The 22,235-nt window shown below is 54.3% G+C and carries 16 protein-coding genes and 2 tRNA genes; 8 read left to right on the top strand and 10 right to left on the bottom strand.

Annotated features, from left to right (window positions below):
• Positions 1-250 precede the first annotated feature (250 nt).
• Complete coding sequence (adhE, locus tag AAE045_RS04235; protein ID WP_455546617.1) at positions 251-2,923, top strand: bifunctional acetaldehyde-CoA/alcohol dehydrogenase; 2,673 nt, start codon at positions 251-253, stop codon at positions 2,921-2,923.
• 121 nt (positions 2,924-3,044) lie between these two features.
• Here adhE and tdk read toward each other — a convergent pair whose 3' ends face one another.
• The gene (gene tdk / locus AAE045_RS04230; protein WP_455546616.1) at positions 3,045-3,650 is read right to left on the bottom strand and encodes a thymidine kinase; all 606 of its coding nucleotides are present in this window, start codon (positions 3,648-3,650) and stop codon (positions 3,045-3,047) included.
• Between the two features lie 551 nt (positions 3,651-4,201).
• Between tdk and hns the strand changes: the two genes are divergently transcribed.
• Positions 4,202-4,612: a histone-like nucleoid-structuring protein H-NS gene (gene hns / locus AAE045_RS04225; protein WP_455424689.1), complete on the top strand. Its 411-nt coding sequence runs from the start codon at positions 4,202-4,204 to the stop codon at positions 4,610-4,612.
• A 110-nt stretch (positions 4,613-4,722) separates the two neighbouring features.
• Here the strand turns inward: hns and AAE045_RS04220 are convergent, their stop codons facing one another.
• The 5 genes from AAE045_RS04220 to rssA form a co-directional block, all read right to left on the bottom strand.
• On the bottom strand, positions 4,723-5,733 hold the full coding sequence (locus AAE045_RS04220) for an NAD-dependent epimerase (protein WP_455546615.1): 1,011 nt from the start codon (positions 5,731-5,733) through the stop codon (positions 4,723-4,725).
• Positions 5,734-5,747: 14 nt separating this feature from the next.
• Entirely contained in the window at positions 5,748-7,088 is a 1,341-nt protein-coding gene (locus tag AAE045_RS04215; RefSeq protein ID WP_455546614.1) for a UDP-glucose dehydrogenase family protein, read from the bottom strand.
• Positions 7,089-7,112: 24 nt separating this feature from the next.
• Positions 7,113-8,021, bottom strand: a complete 909-nt coding sequence (gene galU / locus AAE045_RS04210) for a UTP--glucose-1-phosphate uridylyltransferase GalU (RefSeq protein ID WP_455546613.1) — start codon at positions 8,019-8,021, stop codon at positions 7,113-7,115.
• A gap of 201 nt (positions 8,022-8,222) precedes the next feature.
• Positions 8,223-9,236, bottom strand: coding sequence for a two-component system response regulator RssB (gene rssB / locus AAE045_RS04205; RefSeq protein WP_455424693.1), 1,014 nt, complete (start codon positions 9,234-9,236; stop codon positions 8,223-8,225).
• A 93-nt stretch (positions 9,237-9,329) separates the two neighbouring features.
• On the bottom strand, positions 9,330-10,238 hold the full coding sequence (gene rssA / locus AAE045_RS04200; RefSeq protein WP_455546612.1) for a patatin-like phospholipase RssA: 909 nt from the start codon (positions 10,236-10,238) through the stop codon (positions 9,330-9,332).
• Positions 10,239-10,353: 115 nt separating this feature from the next.
• Between rssA and AAE045_RS04195 the strand changes: the two genes are divergently transcribed.
• From AAE045_RS04195 to AAE045_RS04175, 5 genes are all read left to right on the top strand, one after another.
• The gene (locus AAE045_RS04195; RefSeq protein ID WP_455546611.1) at positions 10,354-10,812 is read left to right on the top strand and encodes a YchJ family protein; all 459 of its coding nucleotides are present in this window, start codon (positions 10,354-10,356) and stop codon (positions 10,810-10,812) included.
• A gap of 60 nt (positions 10,813-10,872) precedes the next feature.
• The gene (gene purU, locus AAE045_RS04190) at positions 10,873-11,715 is read left to right on the top strand and encodes a formyltetrahydrofolate deformylase (protein WP_455424696.1); all 843 of its coding nucleotides are present in this window, start codon (positions 10,873-10,875) and stop codon (positions 11,713-11,715) included.
• A 155-nt stretch (positions 11,716-11,870) separates the two neighbouring features.
• Positions 11,871-11,955, top strand: a tRNA-Tyr gene (locus tag AAE045_RS04185).
• Between the two features lie 190 nt (positions 11,956-12,145).
• Positions 12,146-12,230, top strand: a tRNA-Tyr gene (locus AAE045_RS04180).
• Positions 12,231-12,537: 307 nt separating this feature from the next.
• Positions 12,538-14,715, top strand: a complete 2,178-nt coding sequence (locus AAE045_RS04175) for a TonB-dependent siderophore receptor (protein ID WP_455546610.1) — start codon at positions 12,538-12,540, stop codon at positions 14,713-14,715.
• Positions 14,716-14,730: 15 nt separating this feature from the next.
• Here the strand turns inward: AAE045_RS04175 and AAE045_RS04170 are convergent, their stop codons facing one another.
• The 4 genes from AAE045_RS04170 to ebgR all read right to left on the bottom strand — a co-directional run bounded on the left by AAE045_RS04170 (position 14,731) and on the right by ebgR (position 20,950).
• Complete coding sequence (locus tag AAE045_RS04170) at positions 14,731-16,230, bottom strand: amino acid permease (RefSeq protein WP_455546609.1); 1,500 nt, start codon at positions 16,228-16,230, stop codon at positions 14,731-14,733.
• 71 nt (positions 16,231-16,301) lie between these two features.
• The gene (locus AAE045_RS04165; RefSeq protein WP_455546608.1) at positions 16,302-16,754 is read right to left on the bottom strand and encodes a beta-galactosidase subunit beta; all 453 of its coding nucleotides are present in this window, start codon (positions 16,752-16,754) and stop codon (positions 16,302-16,304) included.
• Positions 16,751-19,801, bottom strand: a complete 3,051-nt coding sequence (gene ebgA, locus AAE045_RS04160) for a beta-galactosidase subunit alpha (RefSeq protein ID WP_455546607.1) — start codon at positions 19,799-19,801, stop codon at positions 16,751-16,753. The genes AAE045_RS04165 and ebgA overlap by 4 nt, the downstream gene beginning before the upstream one ends.
• 174 nt (positions 19,802-19,975) lie before the next feature.
• Entirely contained in the window at positions 19,976-20,950 is a 975-nt protein-coding gene (gene ebgR, locus AAE045_RS04155) for a transcriptional regulator EbgR (protein ID WP_455546606.1), read from the bottom strand.
• A gap of 235 nt (positions 20,951-21,185) precedes the next feature.
• Between ebgR and ygjJ the strand changes: the two genes are divergently transcribed.
• The gene (gene ygjJ, locus AAE045_RS04150) at positions 21,186-22,226 is read left to right on the top strand and encodes a protein YgjJ (RefSeq protein ID WP_455547158.1); all 1,041 of its coding nucleotides are present in this window, start codon (positions 21,186-21,188) and stop codon (positions 22,224-22,226) included.
• The last annotated feature ends 9 nt before the right edge of the window (positions 22,227-22,235 follow it).

The following is a 22,235-nucleotide window of genomic DNA, read 5'->3' as shown; positions in this document are numbered from 1 at the left end:
CCTTGAGGGAATGTGATCCAGATCACAAAAAACCTACTCAGAAGTGAGTACTCTTGGTACACCTGAAGAGCGAGACATTCATCACACGAATGGTTTGCCAGGTAAGGCTCTTTTAGTAAATCAGCGAGACGTTATTGGAAGTATTTGCATAGTCATGTCCCGACTTTTACGCAAGCTGAACCCCGCTGACTATACTGTCGAATCGGGCAGCTGATTTACTAAAAGAGTTTAACATTATCAGGAGAGCATTATGGCTGTAACTAATGTCGCTGAACTTAACGCCCTTGTAGAGCGCGTCAAGAAAGCCCAGCGTGAATATGCCAACTTTACTCAAGAGCAAGTTGATAAAATCTTCCGTGCTGCCGCTCTGGCCGCCGCTGATGCTCGAATCCCCCTCGCGAAACTGGCCGTTGCCGAATCTGGCATGGGTATCGTTGAAGATAAAGTGATCAAAAACCACTTTGCTTCTGAATACATTTATAACGCCTATAAAGATGAGAAAACCTGTGGTGTGCTGGACGAAGACCACACCTTCGGGACCATCACTATCGCTGAGCCAATCGGCATCATCTGCGGTATCGTTCCAACCACTAACCCGACGTCTACGGCGATCTTTAAGTCGCTGATCAGCCTGAAGACCCGTAACGCAATCATCTTCTCTCCGCACCCACGTGCGAAAGACGCGACCAACAAAGCGGCAGATATCGTGCTGCAGGCAGCCATCGCTGCCGGTGCGCCAAAAGATCTGATCGGTTGGATTGACCAGCCTTCCGTTGAGCTGTCCAACGCCCTGATGCACCACCCGGATATCAACATGATTCTGGCAACCGGTGGTCCAGGCATGGTTAAAGCAGCGTACAGCTCCGGTAAACCAGCAATCGGCGTAGGCGCTGGTAACACCCCTGTCGTGGTTGATGAAACCGCTGACATCAAGCGTGTTGTTGCTTCTATCCTGATGTCTAAAACCTTCGATAACGGCGTAATCTGTGCGTCTGAACAGTCCGTCATCGTTGTTGATTCTGCCTATGACGCAGTGCGCGAGCGTTTCGCAAGCCACGGCGGCTACATGCTGCAGGGTAAAGAATTGAAGGCCGTTCAGGATATCATCCTGAAAAATGGTGCCCTGAACGCGGCAATCGTCGGTCAGCCGGCAACCAAAATTGCTGAACTGGCAGGCTTCACCGTACCGGCAAACACCAAAATTCTGATCGGCGAAGTCAGCGTTGTTGACGAATCCGAGCCGTTTGCACACGAAAAACTGTCTCCAACTCTGGCAATGTACCGCGCTAAGAGCTTCGAAGATGCTGTTGTTAAAGCTGAAAAACTGGTTGAAATGGGCGGTATCGGTCATACCTCTTGCCTGTACACCGACCAGGATAACCAGCCAGAACGCGTTAAGCACTTCGGCGACAAGATGAAGACTGCGCGTATCCTGATTAACACCCCTGCTTCACAGGGTGGTATCGGTGACCTCTACAACTTCAAACTCGCACCTTCCCTGACTCTGGGTTGTGGTTCATGGGGTGGTAACTCCATCTCTGAGAACGTTGGTCCTAAGCACCTGATCAACAAGAAAACCGTTGCTAAGCGAGCTGAGAACATGTTGTGGCATAAACTTCCGAAATCTATCTACTTCCGCCGTGGCTCCCTGCCAATCGCGCTGGACGAAGTGATTACTGATGGTCACAAACGTGCGATGATCGTTACCGACCGTTTCCTGTTCAACAACGGCTATGCTGACCAGATCACTTCCGTATTGAAAGCGGCTGGCGTTGAGACTGAAGTCTTCTTCGAAGTAGAAGCTGACCCTACTCTGACCGTTGTTCGCAAAGGTGCAGAGCTGGCTAACTCCTTCAAACCAGACGTGATTATCGCGCTGGGCGGCGGCTCCCCAATGGATGCGGCCAAAATCATGTGGGTCATGTACGAACATCCGGAAACCCACTTCGAAGAGCTGGCGCTGCGCTTCATGGACATCCGTAAGCGTATCTACAAGTTCCCGAAAATGGGCGTGAAAGCGAAAATGATCGCCGTCACCACCACTTCCGGTACCGGTTCAGAAGTAACTCCGTTTGCGGTTGTTACTGACGATGCTACCGGTCAGAAATACCCGCTGGCTGACTACGCTCTGACTCCGGATATGGCTATCGTTGATGCCAACCTGGTGATGGATATGCCTAAGTCCCTGTGTGCATTCGGTGGTCTGGATGCCGTGACCCACGCGCTGGAAGCTTACGTTTCCGTACTGGCGAGCGAATTCTCTGACGGTCAGGCTCTGCAGGCGCTTAAGCTGCTGAAAGACAACCTGCCAGCGTCCTATAACGAAGGCTCTAAAAACCCAGTTGCTCGTGAGCGTGTACACAACGCTGCGACCATCGCGGGTATCGCGTTTGCGAACGCCTTCCTGGGCGTGTGTCACTCGATGGCGCACAAGCTGGGTTCTCAGTTCCACATTCCTCACGGTCTGGCGAACGCCCTGCTGATCTCCAACGTTATCCGCTATAACGCGAATGACAACCCAACCAAGCAGACTGCATTCAGCCAGTACGACCGCCCACAGGCACGTCGTCGTTACGCTGAAATCGCAGACCACCTGGGTCTGAGCGCGCCGGGCGACCGTACCGCTGCTAAGATCGAGAAGCTGCTGGCATGGCTGGACAGCATCAAGGCTGAACTGGGTATTCCTAAGTCCATCCGTGAAGCGGGCGTTCAGGAAGCTGACTTCCTGGCACACGTTGATAAGCTGTCTGAAGATGCGTTCGATGACCAGTGTACCGGTGCTAACCCACGTTACCCTCTGATCGCTGAACTGAAGCAGATTCTGATGGATACCTACTACGGTCGTGAATACGTAGAAGGCGTAGTAACCAACGAAGCTGCTCCGGCTGCGAAAGCTGACAAGAAAGCCAAGAAAACCGCTTAATTGTTAACAGCTAAATAAAAACCCGCTTCGGCGGGTTTTTTTATGTCTCTATGAAATCGTGGCTGTAACGCATTCTGAGGAGTTCGGGAGGCAGGCAAGGTGTAACCTCCTCCCAGGAAAGTTATGCGCCCTGAATGCCTTTCAGAGAGCCTTTATCCAGCGCCTCTTTGTAATGTTTACGGCAAACGGAGACATAACGTTCATTACCGCCAATAACCACCTGCTCGCCCTGATTGAACGGACGCCCTTCGCTGTCCAGGCGTAAAACCATGCTGGCCTTACGGCCACAGAAGCAAATCGTTTTCAGCTCAACCAGCTTATCCGACCAGGCCAGCAGGTACTGGCTACCGGTAAATAACTCCCCCCGGAAGTCCGTACGCAGGCCGTAGCACAGTACGGGTATATCCAGGTCGTCTACCACATCGGATAAGGCGCGGACCTGCTCACGCGTCAGGAACTGGCTTTCATCAACTAATACACAATGTACCGGTGCGCGCAGGTGCTCATCACGGATATCGTTATACAAAGACGTCGCGGGATTAAAAAGCTTAGCGGGGGAGGATAATCCAATCCGCGAACTGACCTTCCCTGTACCAAATCGATTATCAATTTCTGCTGTATACACCAGCGCCCGCATTCCCCTCTCCTGATAATTGTAGGAAGACTGCAGCAGAGCCGTGGATTTTCCGGCATTCATCGCCGAGTAGTAGAAATAGAGTTGCGCCATTCGCTGTTAACCTGCGTCAAAGTGTAAATATTGTTGACGGGCATTATACCATAAGCTTTGGGCCAACTTCTTCTGCGCAATCACCCCTTCCGTGAGGTGCTTGCCAGGGGATATATAAGCAATTTCTAATAGTTACCTCACCGTATAAACGATAACCGTCATCTGAAAAGTGGCGCTAAGACTCAGAGTTTTCTGTGATTTTAAAGATTTCATGAAATTAACCATTACGGCATTTAATATAAACTTGTTAAGACCATGCTTCTATTCACACAATAATACCAAAGGTGGATATTCCGAAATTACCCCGCCAAACCACAGGGTTTGTCATGCTCAACAACCCCTGCAACTCCCAGGGTTGTTGTTGAAAAAGTGAGTTATCACTGCTTTTTTTGTACGACTACCCGTAACCAATTTAAGTTAGCGTCGTTTAATAAATGGGATAAATAACACGAAATTTTGAATTCCTTACATTCATCCCTATTGCAGATCTTAATTTAAGGCTCTATTATTACCTCAACAAGCCAACCCAATATAAGTTTGAGATTACTAAAATGAGCGAAGCACTTAAAATTCTGAACAACATCCGTACTCTTCGTGCACAGGCAAGAGAATGTACTCTCGAAACCCTGGAAGAAATGCTGGAAAAATTAGAAGTTGTTGTTAACGAGCGCCGTGAAGAAGAAAATGCACAGGCCGCTGAAATTGAAGAGCGCACTCGTAAACTGCAGCAATACCGTGAAATGCTGATTGCAGACGGTATCGATCCTAACGAATTGCTGAACAGCATGGCTGCGGTTAAGTCTGCAGGCAAAGCTAAGCGTGCTGCACGCCCGGCTAAATATCAGTACATTGACGAGAACGGCGAATCCCGCACCTGGACTGGCCAGGGCCGTACTCCAGCAGTAATTAAAAAAGCAATGGAAGACCAGGGTAAAAAACTGGAAGATTTCCTGATTGCCTAATTTTACACTTTAAGTGTGCTGCTTATTAAATCCCGCTCCGGCGGGATTTTTTTATGTCAGCAATAAAAAAGGGAAGCCAGGCTTCCCTCTGTAACACTACGTAACGTCTGTCAGCCCACTTTATAGAAGGTTTTATACCATTCTACAAAGTTAGCCACACCCTGCGCTACGCTAGTTTGCGGCTTAAAGCCGATGACGTCATATAATGCGCTGGTATCGGCGCTGGTCTCCAGCACGTCTCCTGGCTGCATTGGCATCATATTCTTCTGCGCCACTTTGCCCAGCGCCGTCTCAAGCGCCGTAATATAATCCATCAGCGTGACCGGACTGCTGTTCCCTATATTGTAGACACGATAAGGCGCTGAGCTTGTGGCAGGCGTCCCCTGCTCTACCGTCCAGTCGGGATCAGGCTGCGGGATCACATCCTGCAGGCGAAAAATTGCTTCGGCAATATCATCGATATAAGTGAAATCGCGGCGCATTTGCCCGTGGTTGTAAACATCAATGCTATTACCCTCGACAATTGCGCGGGTGAATTTAAACAGCGCCATATCTGGACGACCCCACGGCCCGTAAACCGTGAAAAAGCGCAGACCGGTGGTCGGCAGGCCATATAAATGCGAGTAGGTGTGCGACATCAGCTCGTTGGCTTTTTTGGTCGCCGCATATAAAGAAACCGGGTGATCCACGGAATCATCGGTGGAAAAAGGCAGCTTGCGGTTCAGACCGTATACCGAGCTTGAAGAAGCATAAAGCAGATGGCCCACTTTATTATGGCGACAGCCTTCCAGCACGTTCAAATGACCAATAAGGTTTGCATCAGCATAGGCGTGAGGATTATCGATGGAATAACGTACACCGGCCTGCGCGGCAAGGTGAATCACGCGATCAAATTTTTGCGTGGCGAATAACTTTTCCATCGCGGCACGATCGGCGAGCTCAATTTTTTCAAACTGGAAGAGTGCATGAGGTTTAAGTAAATCGAGGCGGGCGAGCTTGAGGTTGACGTCATAATAGTCATTCAGGTTATCGATACCGATAACCTGGTAACCGGCAGCAAGCAGACGCTCGCTTACATGAAAACCAATGAAGCCTGCTGCGCCGGTAACCAGAAATTTCATACTAACCTCGTTTATTACGCAATATTGATGGACGCTCCGCGGCCAATTGCATAATAAACAAAGCCGCGTTTGCTGAGTCTCTCAGGATCATACAGGTTACGGCCGTCAAAGATAACTGCTTGCTTAAGGGATTTCTTGATTGTTTCGAAATCCGGCGCGCGGAAACTTTGCCATTCCGTACAGATGACCAGAGCATCAGCGCCCTGCAGCGCGGCTTCTTTGGTGCCCATCAGTTTCAGATCTTCACGGTGCCCGTAAATACGCTGGGTTTCATCCATCGCTTCCGGATCGAATGCCTGAATTTTTGCGCCGCGCTCCCACAGCGCTTCCATCAGCACACGGCTGGAGGCTTCACGCATGTCGTCGGTGTTAGGTTTGAAAGAGAGCCCCCAGAGCGCAAAAGTCTTACCTTGTAAATCTTCGCCGAAGTGGCGAGTGATGAACTCAGGGAGCTTTAGCTTCTGGTCGTGGTTGACTTCCTCTACCGCCTGCAGAATACGCGGCGTATAGCCAATCTGCTGCGCGGTTTTGATCAGCGCCTGCACGTCTTTCGGGAAGCAGGAGCCACCGTAGCCGCAGCCAGGGTAGATAAAGCTGTAGCCGATGCGGGAGTCAGAGCCAATCCCCATACGCACTTTCTCGATATCAGCACCCAGGCGCTCGGCCAGGTTAGAGATTTCGTTCATGAAGCTGATTTTGGTCGCCAGCATGCAGTTCGCTGCGTACTTGGTCAGCTCAGCGCTGCGGATGTCCATCAGGATCATGCGGTCGTGGTTACGGTTAAACGGCTCGTAGAGCTCACGCAGCAGATCGACCACATCTTCGTTATCGGTACCGATAACGATACGCTCAGGGCGCATACAGTCAGAGACTGCCGCCCCTTCTTTCAGAAACTCCGGGTTCGACACCACGTCAAAGGCGATATCTACGCCGCGCTCTTTCAGCGTCTGAGCCATCACGCTGCGCACTTTATCTGCCGTACCGACTGGCACTGTGGATTTATCCAGCACGACTTTATGCGAGTCCATGTGCTGCGCGATGGTGCGAGCCACTGCGGTCACATATTTCAGATCGGCAGAGCCGTCTTCGTCTGGCGGAGTCCCGACGGCGATAAACTGCATTTCACCGTGGTGAACGCCCTGCTCGGCATCCGTACTGAACTGCAGGCGGCCTTCATCGTAGTTTTTCTTGACCAGCGGCGTCAGGCCCGGCTCGAAAATGGGAATGATGCCGTTCTTCAGGTTTTCAACTTTTTGCGCATCAACGTCGATGCACATGACTTCGTGGCCAACTTCCGCAAGCACTGCTGCCTGCACAAGCCCAACGTAGCCGATACCAAATACGGTAACTTTCATCTTTCTATCCTGCGTTGAATTGAATTACTTCTTCGCGCCAACGATCTCTTCCAGCCAGGCGGTAAAATCTTCGCCAAGCGTTTTATGGCGAATGCCGTACTCAACGAACGCCTGCATATAGCCGAGTTTGTTGCCGCAGTCATGGCTCACGCCCTTCATGTGGTAGGCTTCAACGGTCTGCTTTTCCATCAGCATGGCGATGGAGTCAGTCAGCTGGATTTCGTCACCCGCACCCGGAGGCGTTTTCGCCAGCAGCGGCCAGATATCAGCATTCAGCACGTAACGACCTACAACCGCGAGGTTGGACGGCGCCACGTTCGCTTTTGGCTTCTCGACGATGCCAACCATTGGCACGCTGTCGCCTTCTTTTAATTCAACGCCTTTACAGTCAACGACGCCGTAGGCGGTCACGTCCTCAACTGGCTCAACCATAATCTGGCTGTGGCCCGTCGCATCAAAACGTTTGATCATTTCGGCCAGGTTGTCCTGAGAAAGATCGGATTCGAATTCGTCGAGGATCACGTCCGGCAGGATGACCGCAACTGGTTCATCACCCACCACCGGATGAGCACATAGCACCGCGTGACCCAGGCCTTTCGCCAGACCCTGGCGAACCTGCATGATGGTGACGTGTGGAGGGCAGATAGCCTGAACCTCTTCGAGCAGCTGGCGCTTAACGCGCTTTTCCAGCATGGCTTCAAGTTCGAAGCTGGTGTCAAAGTGGTTTTCGATGGAGTTTTTCGATGAGTGGGTAACCAGCACAATCTCAGTGATGCCCGCGGCGATACATTCATTCACCACGTACTGAATGAGTGGTTTATCCACCAGCGGCAACATTTCTTTAGGAATTGCCTTAGTCGCTGGCAACATACGCGTTCCTAATCCCGCAACGGGGATTACTGCTTTAGTAACTTTAGAATTAAGGGCAGCCATTGAAAAACCTCCTGGACTGTTCAAGTTTCAAACTTGCTCGTCAATTTAAAAACGCGTTCGAGTATATCAGCTTAAAATCGTAATCTGCCGCTGAATAGCCGTGGGCCGGGTAATTTAAGACTAATACGCATCGCTATGACGCGATATTACCACCAGCCCGGACAAGGGAGAAAAGTTAAATGTAATCAGTCAATCAGGCGCTCATTCCGCAGACAACATCAGCCGCAAACGCCCGCCCGCACCCCATACCTGGCACTGCCATGCTTCACAGCGCTGGCTAATTTGATTCAGGTAAGTATTGCCTAAAGTCCCCAGGGGCACCCCGTTGCTCACCTGAATTTGATGCTCGCCGGTATTTAACGTCGCATTAAGTCCGGCGGAGACTAAAATGAGGTTTTTTAATACGCTGTGATAATAACCAACGATGAGCGGAAATTGACCCGTAAGATTTGCCTGTCGTAATAACTGATTAACCTGCTTCAGCAGGTTGCCTAATTCCGGCAGCCGCTGTCGCTGATGGGACAGCTGTTCCTGTAATAAGCCGTTAAAAAGAGCGCGCAGCAGCAGCGCCGCAAGAACGCCGTTGTCGCCGGCCCGGGTCACGTCCAGGCAATAAAAAGCCAGATCGTTGTCCGACAGCGGGGCAATGTCCAGCACCAGCCCAGGCTGATCCGCAGCAATCAGCTGACGGTAGTTAACACGACAGTGGGATATCACCTGCTGAACGGGTGGCTGTAGCTCCTGCAAAAGATTAGACGCGGCCTGCGGGTCGCTAACCAGCGCATCCCAGTCCTGGAACAGGCGCTCTTCTTCTTCCACACGTGAATTAAACATCGCCGGGTAAAGACAGGCATAAACCGTTTCGCGCAGGCGATTTAGATCTTTTAAGGGCTTTAAGAGGACGTCCTGCACGCCCAGACGCAAAGCTTTGGCGATATCGGCCATATTTTCCGTCGCGGAAATGACCAGAATCGGCGTCTGGTCACCCTCATTGCGAATGTGCTCAACAAGCTTTAGCCCGTTCATTCTCGGCATCGCGAGATCGCAAATCAGCAAATCCGGGGTGGCGGATGTCATTTTTTCCAGCGCATCAATCCCATCCCTTGCAACAGAAGTCTCTGCTCCAAGGGATGAGAGATAGCTTTCCAGCAGGGAGCGGAAAACAGGCTCATCCTCAACGATGAGGATCTGTTTTCCCAATAGTGGCTGTGTCATGCTCTCTCCTCTGACCGGCAATGAGTAAATAGTGGCATGCTTACGCCCTGCACGCCTGTCAGAATTGCCTGAAGAAATGAAAAAAACCAATACTCACTCATGAGTACGAACCAGGGGCAGCAGCTCATCCATCTTTTTCTCAACGGCTTGAGCCCCCGCATGAATAGCTTCACCGGCGCGATGAAAGTCCAGCGTCGAGATTTGCGGGCAAAAAGGCTGCAAAAGAATATCAGGTGGATCGCCTGCCATGCGGTTACGCTTTAGCCGGTTCTCCAGCACCTGTATCGATGTGGTCATGATTTCCATCGCGGTCGGCGTGGTATTTGCCCGACGCGTTTTAATCTTACCCAACTGTTCGCGCAGGCGACCGCGCCAGGTGTCCGTCTGAATGGACTCATCACCAGCGGGACCGGCCATATTGACCGATAACAGATCCTGCTGCATCAAATGCGCGTCATGCTGAAGGTCCACGGCGATGACAATATCAGCGCCTAGCGCACGAGTCAGCGAAATGGGCACTGGATTGACCACGGCACCATCAACCAGCCAGTAGCCGTTGAATCCGACGGGGGATAACAGCCCGGGCATACTGCATGACGCCCGCACGGCCTGGTGCAGGTCGCCTTCGGTGAACCATAGCTCACGCCCGGTACTGAGGTTAGTTGCAACCGAGCCAAACTTCAGGGCGCAACCTTCAATGGTCTCATCGGGAATGATTTTTCGGATATTGTTAAATACCCGTTCGCCCCGCAGCAGACCGCCGCGACGCCAGGAAAGATCCATCAGGCGCAGCACGTCCCAGTAACCGAACGAACGGACCCAGCGCTCCATCATCGGAAGGCGGTGGCAGGCGTAGGCGGCACCCACCAGCGCGCCGACAGAACAGCCCGCCACGATGTCTACCTCAATGCCCGCCCTTTTTAGCGCATTGATGACGCCAATATGCGCCCAACCTTTTGCTGCTCCCGACCCTAACGCCAGGCCGATTTTTACCTGTCTCATTCCGCCTCGGTCACTCTTTTCGGGATTGACATCCCGTGGCGCCTTCGCCACTGCTCGGTTAACATAGCGCTGCACGGGCGTTTAACGCCGTTTATTCTTTTACCAAGGAGTTACTGTGGCGCAACTTTGTCCCTGCGGCAGCGGTCTCGAGTATAGCCTATGTTGTCAGCCTTACGTACGCGGTGTGAACCTGCCATTAACACCATCACAACTTATGCGCTCGCGATACAGTGCCTATGTGATGCAAGAGGCGGAATACCTCGTTGCAACCTGGCACCCGGCCGCCCGCTATGACTCTCTGACAACGGATATTTCAGCGAGTTTCGCCAACACGCAGTGGCTTGGCCTGACGGTGTTTGAAGAGGCCGCCGGCAAGGATCCTCACGAAGGATATGTCAGCTTTATTGCCCGCTTTAAGGACAAAGAACATGAAAGTGCCATTATCGAACGTTCCCGATTCTTAAAAGAAACGGGTCGATGGTACTATGTCGACGGCACACGTCCCACCCTGGGCCGTAATGACCCCTGCCCCTGCGGCTCCGGCAAAAAATACAAAAAGTGTTGTGGACGGTAAGCTTTCCAGCCGTACCACACTATTGTTTAGCAAACACCGATCAACAGGATTTACCAAGCGATGCCAGCATTACAACGAAAAGTACTTCGCACCATCTGCCCTGACGCAAAAGGGCTTATCGCCAAGATCACCAACATCTGCTACAAGCACGAGCTGAATATCGTGCAGAACAACGAGTTTGTCGATCACCGCACCGGCCGCTTCTTCATGCGTACCGAGCTTGAGGGCATTTTCAACGACACGACGCTGCTGGCAGATCTCGACGGCGCGTTACCTGAAGGTTCGGTGCGCGAACTGACCCCAGCAGGGCGTCGTCGCGTGGTGATTCTGGTGACCAAAGAAGCCCATTGCCTGGGTGACCTGCTGATGAAAGCGACCTACGGCGGCCTGGATGTCGATATCGCCGCCGTGATAGGCAACCACGATACGCTGCGCACGCTGGTGGAACGCTTTGATATTCCATTCCAGCTCGTCAGCCATGAAGGGATGACCCGCGAAGAGCATGATACCCAGATGGCGGACGCTATCGCCGCCTACGAGCCAGACTATGTCGTGCTGGCGAAGTACATGCGCGTGCTGACGCCGCTGTTCGTCTCCCGCTTCCCGAATCAGATTATCAATATCCACCACTCCTTCCTGCCCGCGTTTATCGGCGCACGCCCTTACCATCAGGCCTACGAGCGAGGCGTGAAGATCATCGGTGCTACCGCGCACTACGTGAATGACAATCTGGACGAAGGTCCAATCATCATGCAGGACGTAATCCACGTGGATCACACCTACACGGCGGAAGATATGATGCGCGCAGGCCGTGACGTAGAGAAAAACGTGCTAAGCCGCGCCCTGTATCAGGTGCTGGCACAGCGCGTCTTCGTCTACGGCAACCGCACGATTATTTTGTGACAAGCGAGGTGAATCGTTTAGCTTTAGGGCGTTACGCATAAAAAAACGGCAAACGATTCATTTTCTTACCGCGAATGCTTTACAGGGGCGCTTCATTTGATATGATGCGCCCCGCTTCCAGACAAGGAAGCAGGCCAGTAAAAGTAGTACCCCGTGGTGGGGTTCCCGAGCGGCCAAAGGGAGCAGACTGTAAATCTGCCGTCATCGACTTCGAAGGTTCGAATCCTTCCCCCACCACCATTAACTAACTCGCTCTCTTCATCAAACGAGCACATTTCTTCCAGACTCCTCACGGGGAAGGATGAGAAGCTTCGATTAAGGTTCGAGTCGAACGTAGTGAGACAACGTTGCATCAGCAACGGTCATCCTTCCCACTCCGTTCTTGAAGCCAACTCCAGTTTGGTTTTCAGCCGATAAGCACCATACCCCTGGCGGGGTTCCCGAGCGGCCAAAGGGAGCAGACTGTAAATCTGCCGTCATCGACTTCGAAGGTTCGAATCCTTCCCCCGCCACCATCTTTTAGTATCCCCCTCTATTCCAGTTTTCATTACTCTTCCATATTCCCGTTGGGAAGGACGAGAAGCTTCGACTAAGGTTCGACTCACGCCAGTGAGAACGCGCGATGCGCGATCATCCTTCCCCCGCCACCATCTAAAAATACCTCAAACTTTTAGACCTGGATTCCAGCTCCTCCCTAACTAACCTTCTCTTAAACATGGTCTTTATCCCTTCCCCCGCCAAAATCTGCACTTGTTTCGCGTAACAATAACGATAATAATTCGCATTCCTTAAATTCAATACCTTCTCGGAATTACGAAAACAATGAAACTGGGATTCACCGTAAAGCGCTCCGCTTTACTTTGCGCGCTTGCCCTTGCCGCTCCGGCATACGTTATGGCAGAGGAAACCATCGTCGTTACCGCAAAACCGGCGGAAACATCCACCAGCCCGACGGAGGGTTACACCGCGACCGTTAGCCGTGGCGCAACCAAAACCGATGAGCCGCTGATCACCACCGGGCAATCCGTTTCCGTCGTCACGCGCCAGCAGATGGACGACCAGGGCGCACTTTCCGTGAACAGCGCGCTGAACTACACCCCGGGTGCTTTCACAGGTTTTGCGGGTGGCGCAACCCGTTACGACACCGTCGCCCTGCGCGGCTTCCACGGCGGCGATGTCAACAATACCTTCCTCGACGGCCTGCGCCTGATGAGCGACGGCGGCAGCTATAACGTGATTCAGGTGGATCCGTGGTTCCTGGAGCGTATTGACGTGATTAAGGGCCCCTCCTCGGCGCTTTACGGGCAAACCATCCCGGGCGGTCTGGTGATGGAAACCTCCAAACGCCCGCAGTTCAGTGAAGAGGGCCACGTGCGAGCCATGTACGGCAACAACGCTACCACCGGTACGGGGTTCGATTACACCAACGCCATTAACAACGAGTGGGCATACCGCATTACCGGGATGACGAAGAATTCCGACACCCAGTATGAAAATACCCGGGAAGAGAGCTATGCCATCTCCCCTTCCGTGCTTTGGCAGCCCGATGAGAATACCTCGCTGCTGCTGCGCGCCTATCTGCAGAAAGATCCCTCCGGCGGCTTCCACGGTTCGGTTCCTGCGGACGGCAGCATTTACTCCACTACGGGCCGTAAAATCAGCACCGGCTTCTCTGACGTCGAGCCCGGCAACGACGAGTTCAAGCGCCACGAGCAGATTTACAGCTACGAATTTGCCCACAGCTTCAACGACGTCTGGGCTTTCCGCTCCAACGCCAGCTATACGCACTCCAACGTTGGTCTGAAACAGGCCTACCAGATTGGCTGGGCGGATGCGGCGCACAACGAGCTGACCCGCTACTACAGCGGCGAGTCATCTTCGCTCGACGCGTGGGCGATAGATAACCAGCTTAAGGCAGATTTTGCTACCGGCGAGCTGGATCATAAGGTCGTACTGGGCGCTGAATACCATAAATTCACCAACGATCTGACCGATGACTCGGCCTACACCACTAACCTCAACCCGTGGACGGGCGAATCCGGCGGTCCCGGCGGCTTCTACTATTACGATCCGCGCGACCCGACCTACGCCACCATCAACCAGGGTTTGTTGACCAAGTCCGGCAGGCGCCAGTACGAACAAAGCGGCGTCTATCTGCAGGACGATATGGCCTGGAACAGGTGGCACATGACCCTGTCCGGCCGCTATGACCATATAGTGACGAAAAGCCATATCGTCGCACCGGCCATTGAGAGCGACGTCACCGACAACCGCACGGACGATCATTTCAGCGGCCGCGCCTCCCTGCTGTACGCCTTTGAGAACGGGATCTCCCCGTACGTCAGCTACAGCCAGGCCATTACCCCGCAGGTGCTGCCGGATGCTCAGGGTAAGCTTCTTAAGCCAACTACCGCCGAGCAGTACGAAGCGGGCGTGAAATATCAGCCTGTTGGCACGGCCGACATGTACACCGTCGCGCTGTATGACCTGACGCAAAAAGATGTCGGCAACCGCGTGGTTCAGGGCAGCTATTATGAGCCAGCCGGTAAGGTTCACTCGCAGGGTATCGAGCTGGAAGCCCGCTCGAACTGGACCGAGCGTTTCTCTACCATCGCGGGTTATACCTATAACAAGGTGCGCTTCAAGGATTCCATCGACGGCAACGACGGCAATACGCCGTACGTCACGCCTGACCAGATGGCGAGCCTGTGGGGCCTGTTCAAAGCAGACCTGGGCATCAGCATGGGCGCGGGCGTGCGCTACATCGGCAAGCAGTGGGCGGATAACGAAAACACCCTGCGCGTGCCGTCCGTCACGCTGTTTGACGCAATGGTACGTGCCGATATGGGCGCGTGGACGCCAGCGTTGAAAGGCGCTTTCGTGCAGGTTAACGCCACCAACCTGACGGGCCGCGATTACGTTGCGGGCTGCTACGGCACCGGCTACTGCTACTGGGGTGCCGAGCGCTCCGTCATTGCCACCGTGGGGTACGATTTCTAAATCTGCCGGACGGCGCTACTGCACCATAGGGTTTTTTAAGGGTGCAGTAGCGTCAGCATCAACCACCCCATCCTGCCGCTCCAGCGCTATCTGCGCGAGCGGCGTATCCGCCTCGTAGCGCGCCCCTGCATCCAGCGTTTTCTCATACTTATTGTATTTCCACCACGCGTAGCCAAGGAAAATCACCAGCCCGCCGACGTTATAGAACACAATCGTCATAATGCTTGCCCCCGTCGGGAAGGTAGAGGCGATAAACCCAACGGTGAAAATCACTATCAGCACGCTGACGATGGTAATGCCCTGCATCCTTGTCCCCATGCGGAAATCGCGGTCGACCCGGTCATACTTCAGGCGCAGATTCAGGTAGGCCAGCATGATAAACAGCGGCGGCAGCATCGAGGCGGCGGCGGTCATATTAATCAGGGTATTCATCAGCTCCTGCACGCTGCCGGAACCAATCGTTGGGATGAGCATCAGCGGAATAACAATCAGGAACTGGATCCATGCAGCCCGGGTCGGTACGCCGTGCTGGTTCAGACGCACGGTTTTCTCGCCAAAAATCCCCTTTGGAATTTCGGTAAAGAAGATTTTTACCGGGGCTGCCGTCCACATCAGCAGCGAGCCAAACATCGCGGTAAACGACACGATGCCGACAAAACGATTCATGACAATCGTGGGCAGGCCGAAGTGGCGGGCTAAGCCTTCAAACACCTGCACCGTCCCACCGGTGAAGTGCAAATCGGCTTTATGCACGAAGACGTTAATCAGCAGCGACGACACGGTGTACAGGCCGCCGATAAACAGGCCGGACAGGATAATAACCTTCACGAACGCCTTGCTGCCGCCCTTCACATCGTTAACGTAAACCGCCACGGACTCCGCGCCGCCCGCGGCCTGGAAGATCCACGCAATAATCCCGAGGAAGGCCCAGCTGAACTGCGGCGTAATAGCCTGCACGTTAATCGGATCGGCGGGTTCAACCCCACCCACCACCGCAGCGCCCGCCAGAATAATGTAGGAGAAGGTCAACAGCAGCATCAGCGTTGAGGTCACCGACGTCATCGGCCCTAACAGCTTTGCCCCGTGGTTGGAAATCCACGTAGAAAAGGCGAATAAACAAATGCTGATTAGCGACGTGGTAAGCGGCGTGAAGATGTAGTCATAGCCAAGAAACGCATAGGACGCGTAGGCGATGACCCTGGGCAGGAGCGCGGTAAAGAAAAACAGATTCACGAACCAGTAGGTGTAGGCCGTGATAAACGCCCAGCGCCCGCCCAGCGCGCTTTTCACCCAGGCATAAACCCCCGCCTCCGAGTTACGGTTGAGGGAGACGAACTCCGCGATAATCAGGCAGAACGGGATAAAGTAAATCAGCGTCGCCACCAGGAAGACCGGCGCCGAGGCAATTCCCAGCTGAATATTATTATTGATGACGTTATTGAAGCTGAATACCGCCGCAAAGGTCATGGATAATAACCCGAACTTGCCAATTGTATTTCTGCTAACTGAAGCCATGGACACACTCCACGTTTTGTAGGGTTTTTTATAGTTTTAATAAGCCGGGAGGCATCCCCCGGCTTCGGTAGTTATTTATTCAGAAAATAGGTTTCTTCGACGGTGACCTTCAGGATCACCTTTCTGACGCCAGCGCCTTCCTGGAAGCGGTAAGCCTCATGGTTTTCACAGATGATGACGTTGCCCGCCCTGAGCCGCAGGGTTTCACCCGCGCCGCTTAAGAGCTCGCGATCGCTTTCGTCTTTGTAGGGCACCTCGGCCAGCAGCCGGGATTTGTCGGCGTACTCCACGGTTTCTTCACCGGCCAGGTAATAATGGACGTCGAAATAGCGGCGGTTCCCTTCAAATAGCCCGTTGCCAGGGGAGTCCCCCTCGCTCAGGCGATAAACCAGCGAATCGCCGACGGAATAAAAAACGGCTGGCTGAATATTGCCGACGTTATTAATTGCCTCCATGCAGCGCAGCCATTTTTTTCCGGCGTGATAAATACGCTGGAATTCTTCCAGAGTTTGCAGAACGATCATTGCGCTTCCTCCTTAACAAACTCGCGCGGCTGGATGTCATATTTCGCAAGCGTGACGGCCTTAATATGCTGTTCGCGGAACGGCAGCATGGCAAAACCGTAGCTGAACGGCTGGAGATAGACCCGCCAGGAATCCAGCACTTCGGAACCCCATGAGTTCGAGCCGAGGCCGAGGATCTGGTCGTCCAGGTTCAGCGTCAGGCAGCCGCTGCGCTCGAGTTCGTTAATGTGCTGCGCCTGCTGGATCATGTCGGCGTCGTAGGGCCAGAGGCTAAAGTTGACTGGCCTGCGCGGCTGGATGAACATTCCCCTGCCCGACTCGTCCGTCAGCGCCAGCCAGCGCACCTGCTGGCGGTTACCGTTGTCCTGCGGGAAGGGATAATTTTCAAAGAGGCTGTCAGCAGGCTGCGCGTAATGGCCGATAAGGTTGCTTTGAGCGCTGTCCGGATAGTTTTCCCCCGGCCCCCGTCCGTAGTATTCAACCTTGCTGAAGCGCTGGCTAAGCCCGAAATCGAGGCCAATTTTCGGGATGATGGCCTGATAGTTACCATACGGCGCACCGCTTAAATCCAGCGTCACGAGGCCCGCCGGGGTGATTCGCCAGCGGTAGGTACAGCGCATACCGAAATCGAAGACCGGCGGCGCGATTACCGTATCCACCTCAACAACCCAGTCCTCCCCCTGCCGCTGCTGGCGCAGCTCGCGGAAATGATGCTGCATCAGGTGCAGATGGAAGGGCTCCCAAAGCCCTTCAAACTCCTGCTTGTGGTTGTCGATAACCGGCTTAAAGAAGGTGAGACGCGGCGCTCGCCCGACAATTTCCTCGCCGTCGGCCAGCCAGGAGAGCAGTTCGCCGCTGAGCTGGCAGAAAGTCAAAGCGAAACCGTCGCCGCTGATAACCAGCTGATGCGATTTGATTTCCCCGCGCAGTGCAGCCCGGGCGGCCTGTGGCAAAGGCTCACGCACGCAGGCCGCCTGGCGCAGGAACTGATAGTGCCCAAGCGGATGCATGGCATCGCTGTACGCCGTGGCGCTGCGCCTGAAGATTTCAACGTTGATAAAGACTTCACCCGCCGGTAGCTCAGGCGCGCAAAGATGCAGTTCACCCGTTTCCCCCGGCTCAATCTCCGGCAGCGCAAGGGTTTGCCGGGCCAGCGTTTCGCCGTCCAGCTGATAGCTAACCAGCAGCTCAATGTCGTCCAGCGTGCTGAACCAGTAGCGGTTTTCCACCAGCAGCACATCGTCCCGGGCGGTTGTGCGCACGGCTACCGGGCACAGCACCTGCTTATATTCGCGCAGCCCCGGCCCCGGGCGCTGGTCCGGATAAATCAACCCGTCCATGCAGAAGTTGTAGTTGTTCGGATAGTCGCCGTAGTCGCCGCCGTACTGATAGCGGTCGCGGCCCTGCTCGTCCTGCACCAGCAGCCCGTGGTCGCACCATTCCCAGACGTAATGGCCCTGCAGGCTTTTATGCTGGTTGAAGACGTTCTGATACTCACTCAGCCCGCCCGGCCCGTTCCCCATCGCATGGGCGTATTCGCAGATAATGCGGGGTTTCGGATGAGGATATTCCCCGAAGGCGTTCATCATCGACACGCGGGAGTACATAGTGCTGATAACGTCCACCACTTCCGCATCCCGGTCTTCCTCATAGTGGATGAGCCGGGTCGGGTCCATCGCCCTACAGCGCGCGGCCATCGCGCGGATGTTGCAGCCGTAGCCGGACTCGTTGCCCAGAGACCAGATGATAATGGAGGGATGGTTTTTCTGCGCCGCAACGTGGCGCTCAATACGTTCTACGTAGGCCTTCTCCCACGCGGGGTCGTCCGTAATGCGGCTGAGATCGCCCACGTTGGCAAAACCATGGCTTTCGAGGTCCGTTTCGGCCATCACAAACAGGCCGTACCGGTCGCAAAGCGCGTAGAAGCGCGGGTCGTTTGGATAGTGCGCCGTGCGTACAGAGTTGATGTTGTGCTGCTTCATCAGGACGATGTCGCGCTCGGCGCGGGCCATATCGATAGCGCGGCCTTTGCGATGATCGTGATCGTGACGGTTCACGCCGTGCAGCTTCAGGTACTTGCCGTTCACGTAGAACAACCCGTCGCGAACTTTAATATCGCGGAAGCCAACCTGCTGCGGTACGACGGAAATAGTGTTTCCGCCGCCGTCGCGCAGCGTCAGCAGGAGCAGATACAGGTGCGGATGCTCCGCGCTCCACTGCTTAGGCTGTGTTATCGGCATTGCAAAATGGCAGTTTTGGACGTCCTGCAGCTGCTCCGCTACGCACTCGCTGCCGTCAAAAAGCTGCGCCTGAAGCTGATAGCCATCCTGGTTTTCGCCGGAAATACTGCAGCGAACGGCCAGCTCAGCGTCACGGTAATTTTCATCAAACTCGGTGACGACGGTAAAATCCTGCACGTGGACCTGCGGCTGGCCCAGAAGGTAAACGTCGCGGAAGATTCCTGCCATCCACCACATATCCTGATCTTCGATGTAGGTAGAATCTGCCCACTGCATGACGCGAACGGAAAGCAGGTTGTCTCCCGCCCGCACGTAGGGGCTGATATCAAATTCGGCGCTAAGGCGGCTGCCCTTGCTGAAACCAACGTACCGGCCGTTGACGTAGATCTCGAAGTAGGTCTCGACGCCGTCGAACCTGATGATGACCCGGCGCTGCAGCCACTCCGCGGACAGCGAGAACTGGCGCTGGTAGGCCCCCGTTGGGTTATTCGTCGGCACAAAAGGCACGTCGATGGGGAATGGAAACCCTTCATCGGTGTACTGCAGGCTGCCGTGCCCTTCCATCTGCCACATGCCGGGAACCGTTATCTCGCCCCACTCCGCCATCGGCTGCCGATAAAACTCGGCGGGCACTTTGTCCGGATGGTCGAAAAAGCTAAATGTCCACTTACCGCTCAGCAGTTTAAAGCCCTGGCTTTGGGCGCGGTCCAGCGTGCGCGCCTGCGCTTCGCTGTCGTAGCCGTGGAACCACGCGCGCGGCGGTAATCGGTTCTCTGACAGCTTGTCTATGTTTTCCCAGTTTTTCACGTCGACTTCCTCATTACGTGTGTTCTGGGGCAACCATAAGTAAATATTTAGTAAACTTATAGTTTATATTTTACTAAATGACGCAGGGATCACATAAATCCTGCCGGAGGGAAAAGCAGAGGATGGCCCACCGGAAACGTTGTCCGGCGGGAAAAATCAGGGCTGGAGCGGGGGTTACTTTGTAGAGTCGCGCAGCTGCATAGAGCTGGGAACGTAGACGGAGAGCGGGATTGTTCGCTCGTCACGCAGACGATCGCTCAGCAGGTTGACCGCCTGCGCGCCCATCGTCTCTGAGTGAATGCGTACGGTAGAGAGCGCGGGGAAAACAAAGCGCGCGGTTGGGATATCGTTGACGCTGATCAGCGCCATTTGCTCGGGCACTTTTATCCCGTGCTCGTGCAGAGCGCGCAGCACGCCAATGGCGATGGAGTCCGTGGCGACAAATAAAGCAGGAGGATAATCCTCAGAAGAGGCGAGCATTTTCATTGCGCACTGGTAGCCGGACTGGCTGGTGAAATCGCCGTAAAAAATATCCTGCGTTTTTACGACCTTTTTACCCCGGCCATATTCCACAAACGCCAGCTCCCGCTGGTCCGGCCATGCCGGGTCATCACGGCCACCAATAAAGCCGATGCGCAGATAGCCGCGCGAAATGAAGTAGTCGATAACCTTCTGGCTTATTTTGTACAGGTCGACATTGACGCAGTCGAAGCGCGGGTCGTCGGTAACGCCGTCCAGATAGACCAGCGGCAGCTCCTGCTGCTCAAGCCACGCCTGGGCAAGCGGCTGCGGCTTGCCGATAACCAGTAAACCGTCTGCGGCGACGGGCCTTTCATCTTTGAAGTCATAGCAGGACATCAGCGTAATGCCGAGCTTTTCGCATTGCGTTTCAATGCCGTAGCGCATCGCCAGATAATAGGGATCGTTAATCTCAAGATCCTGGCCATAGGTGTAAAGCGCGGCAAAGGTAAGACGCTGGCTGGCCTGCCGTCTGGCGCTGTGAACTTTGTATTCCAGGCGCTCCGCGGCTTCGAGGATTTTCTGCCGCGTCTGGCTCTTCACGCTGAGCGTGGGATCGTCATTCAGCACCCGCGAAACCGTCGCCACGGATACCTGAGCCGCCTGGGCGATCTCCTTCAAAGTAGCCATAACATCCTAATAATCATCTGAAGAAAACAGTAGCTTAATGGCATCTCAGGTGTATGTATACCCCGGCGTTTAACCCCCTCCTGGACGATGCAAAGTTGTGATCCGCTTATCGCTTTACCATATAAGGTGTATTTTTTAGTAAAACTTTAACTAATATAGGCCCCGTTCCGCTGACTGTATAAATTTAAAACGACAAGGATGGGACTCGATGAAACACATTATAACTATGGCACCTCTGGCTTTACTGCTCGCGCCAGCGGCGTCGCTGCTGGCGGCCGAAGCCGTTGTACCGGCAGAACGACAGACCCCCGCTCCCCCGCCGCTTAACGCCAGCAGCTCCGCAACCGCCTTCCGCTTTTACGGTGAGCTGGGGCTTGGCGGCAGCGTTTACCTGAACGGTGATGACAAACACAAGTACAGCGACGGCACCTATATCGAGGGCGGCCTGGAGATCAAACACGGCAGCTGGTTCGGGCTGCTGTACGGCGAAGGCTGGACGGTACAGGCGGACCATCAGGGGAATGCCTGGGTGCCGGACCATAGCTGGGGCGGCTTCGAAGGCGGCATTAACCGTTTTTACGGTGGCTACCGCACGGACAAGGGGACCGAGTGGATCCTCAGCGCCCGCAACGACTCCTCCCTCGATGACCTGCAGTGGTGGGGCGACTTCACCCCGGAGTACGGCTACGTTATCCCCAACACCCGCGACCTGACGTACGCGGCCAAAGCCCAGAACCTGACCGGCGACCTGCGTTACAGTGTCACGGCGGCACCAGAAAGCCGCGTCGACGAAAGCAAAGCCTGGCTGCATTTTGGAAAGTACGACCGCTACTCCGACAAATATACCTACCGGGCGATGATTAACGGCTATCTGCAGTACGATATCCAGCAGGGGCTGACGCTGCTTAACGGACTGGAAATCACCGACGGCACGGGGCAGCTCTATCTGCTTGGCCTGAAAGGGGAGCATCTTGCGGGGCGAGTGTGGCACCACACGGGGAAAGGCGACGGAGCCAGTCCCGGGAGCGAAAGCGGGATGATGGTCAGCGGCATGGTCGAACCTGCTAAGGGGCTTTATTTATCCACCGCCTGGAGCTACGCCCGGCACCTGCTCGACGAAGCTGAAGACCAGACCACCTCCTACGCGCAGTTCGGCATCTGGTATGAATACTTCGGCGGCAAATTCGCCACCGCGCTGGACAGCCGCTTTTATCTGCATAACGACACCACCGATGCCAGCAACTCGGTCTTCCTGATGCAATATTTCTACTGGTAAGGACACACT

The organism is Dryocola clanedunensis, from assembly GCF_038405435.1.
Classification (GTDB): Bacteria; Pseudomonadota; Gammaproteobacteria; order Enterobacterales; family Enterobacteriaceae; genus Dryocola; species Dryocola clanedunensis_A.
The sequence above is the reverse complement of the archived record's forward strand: the minus strand, read 5'-3'. Positions and strand labels throughout refer to the sequence as shown.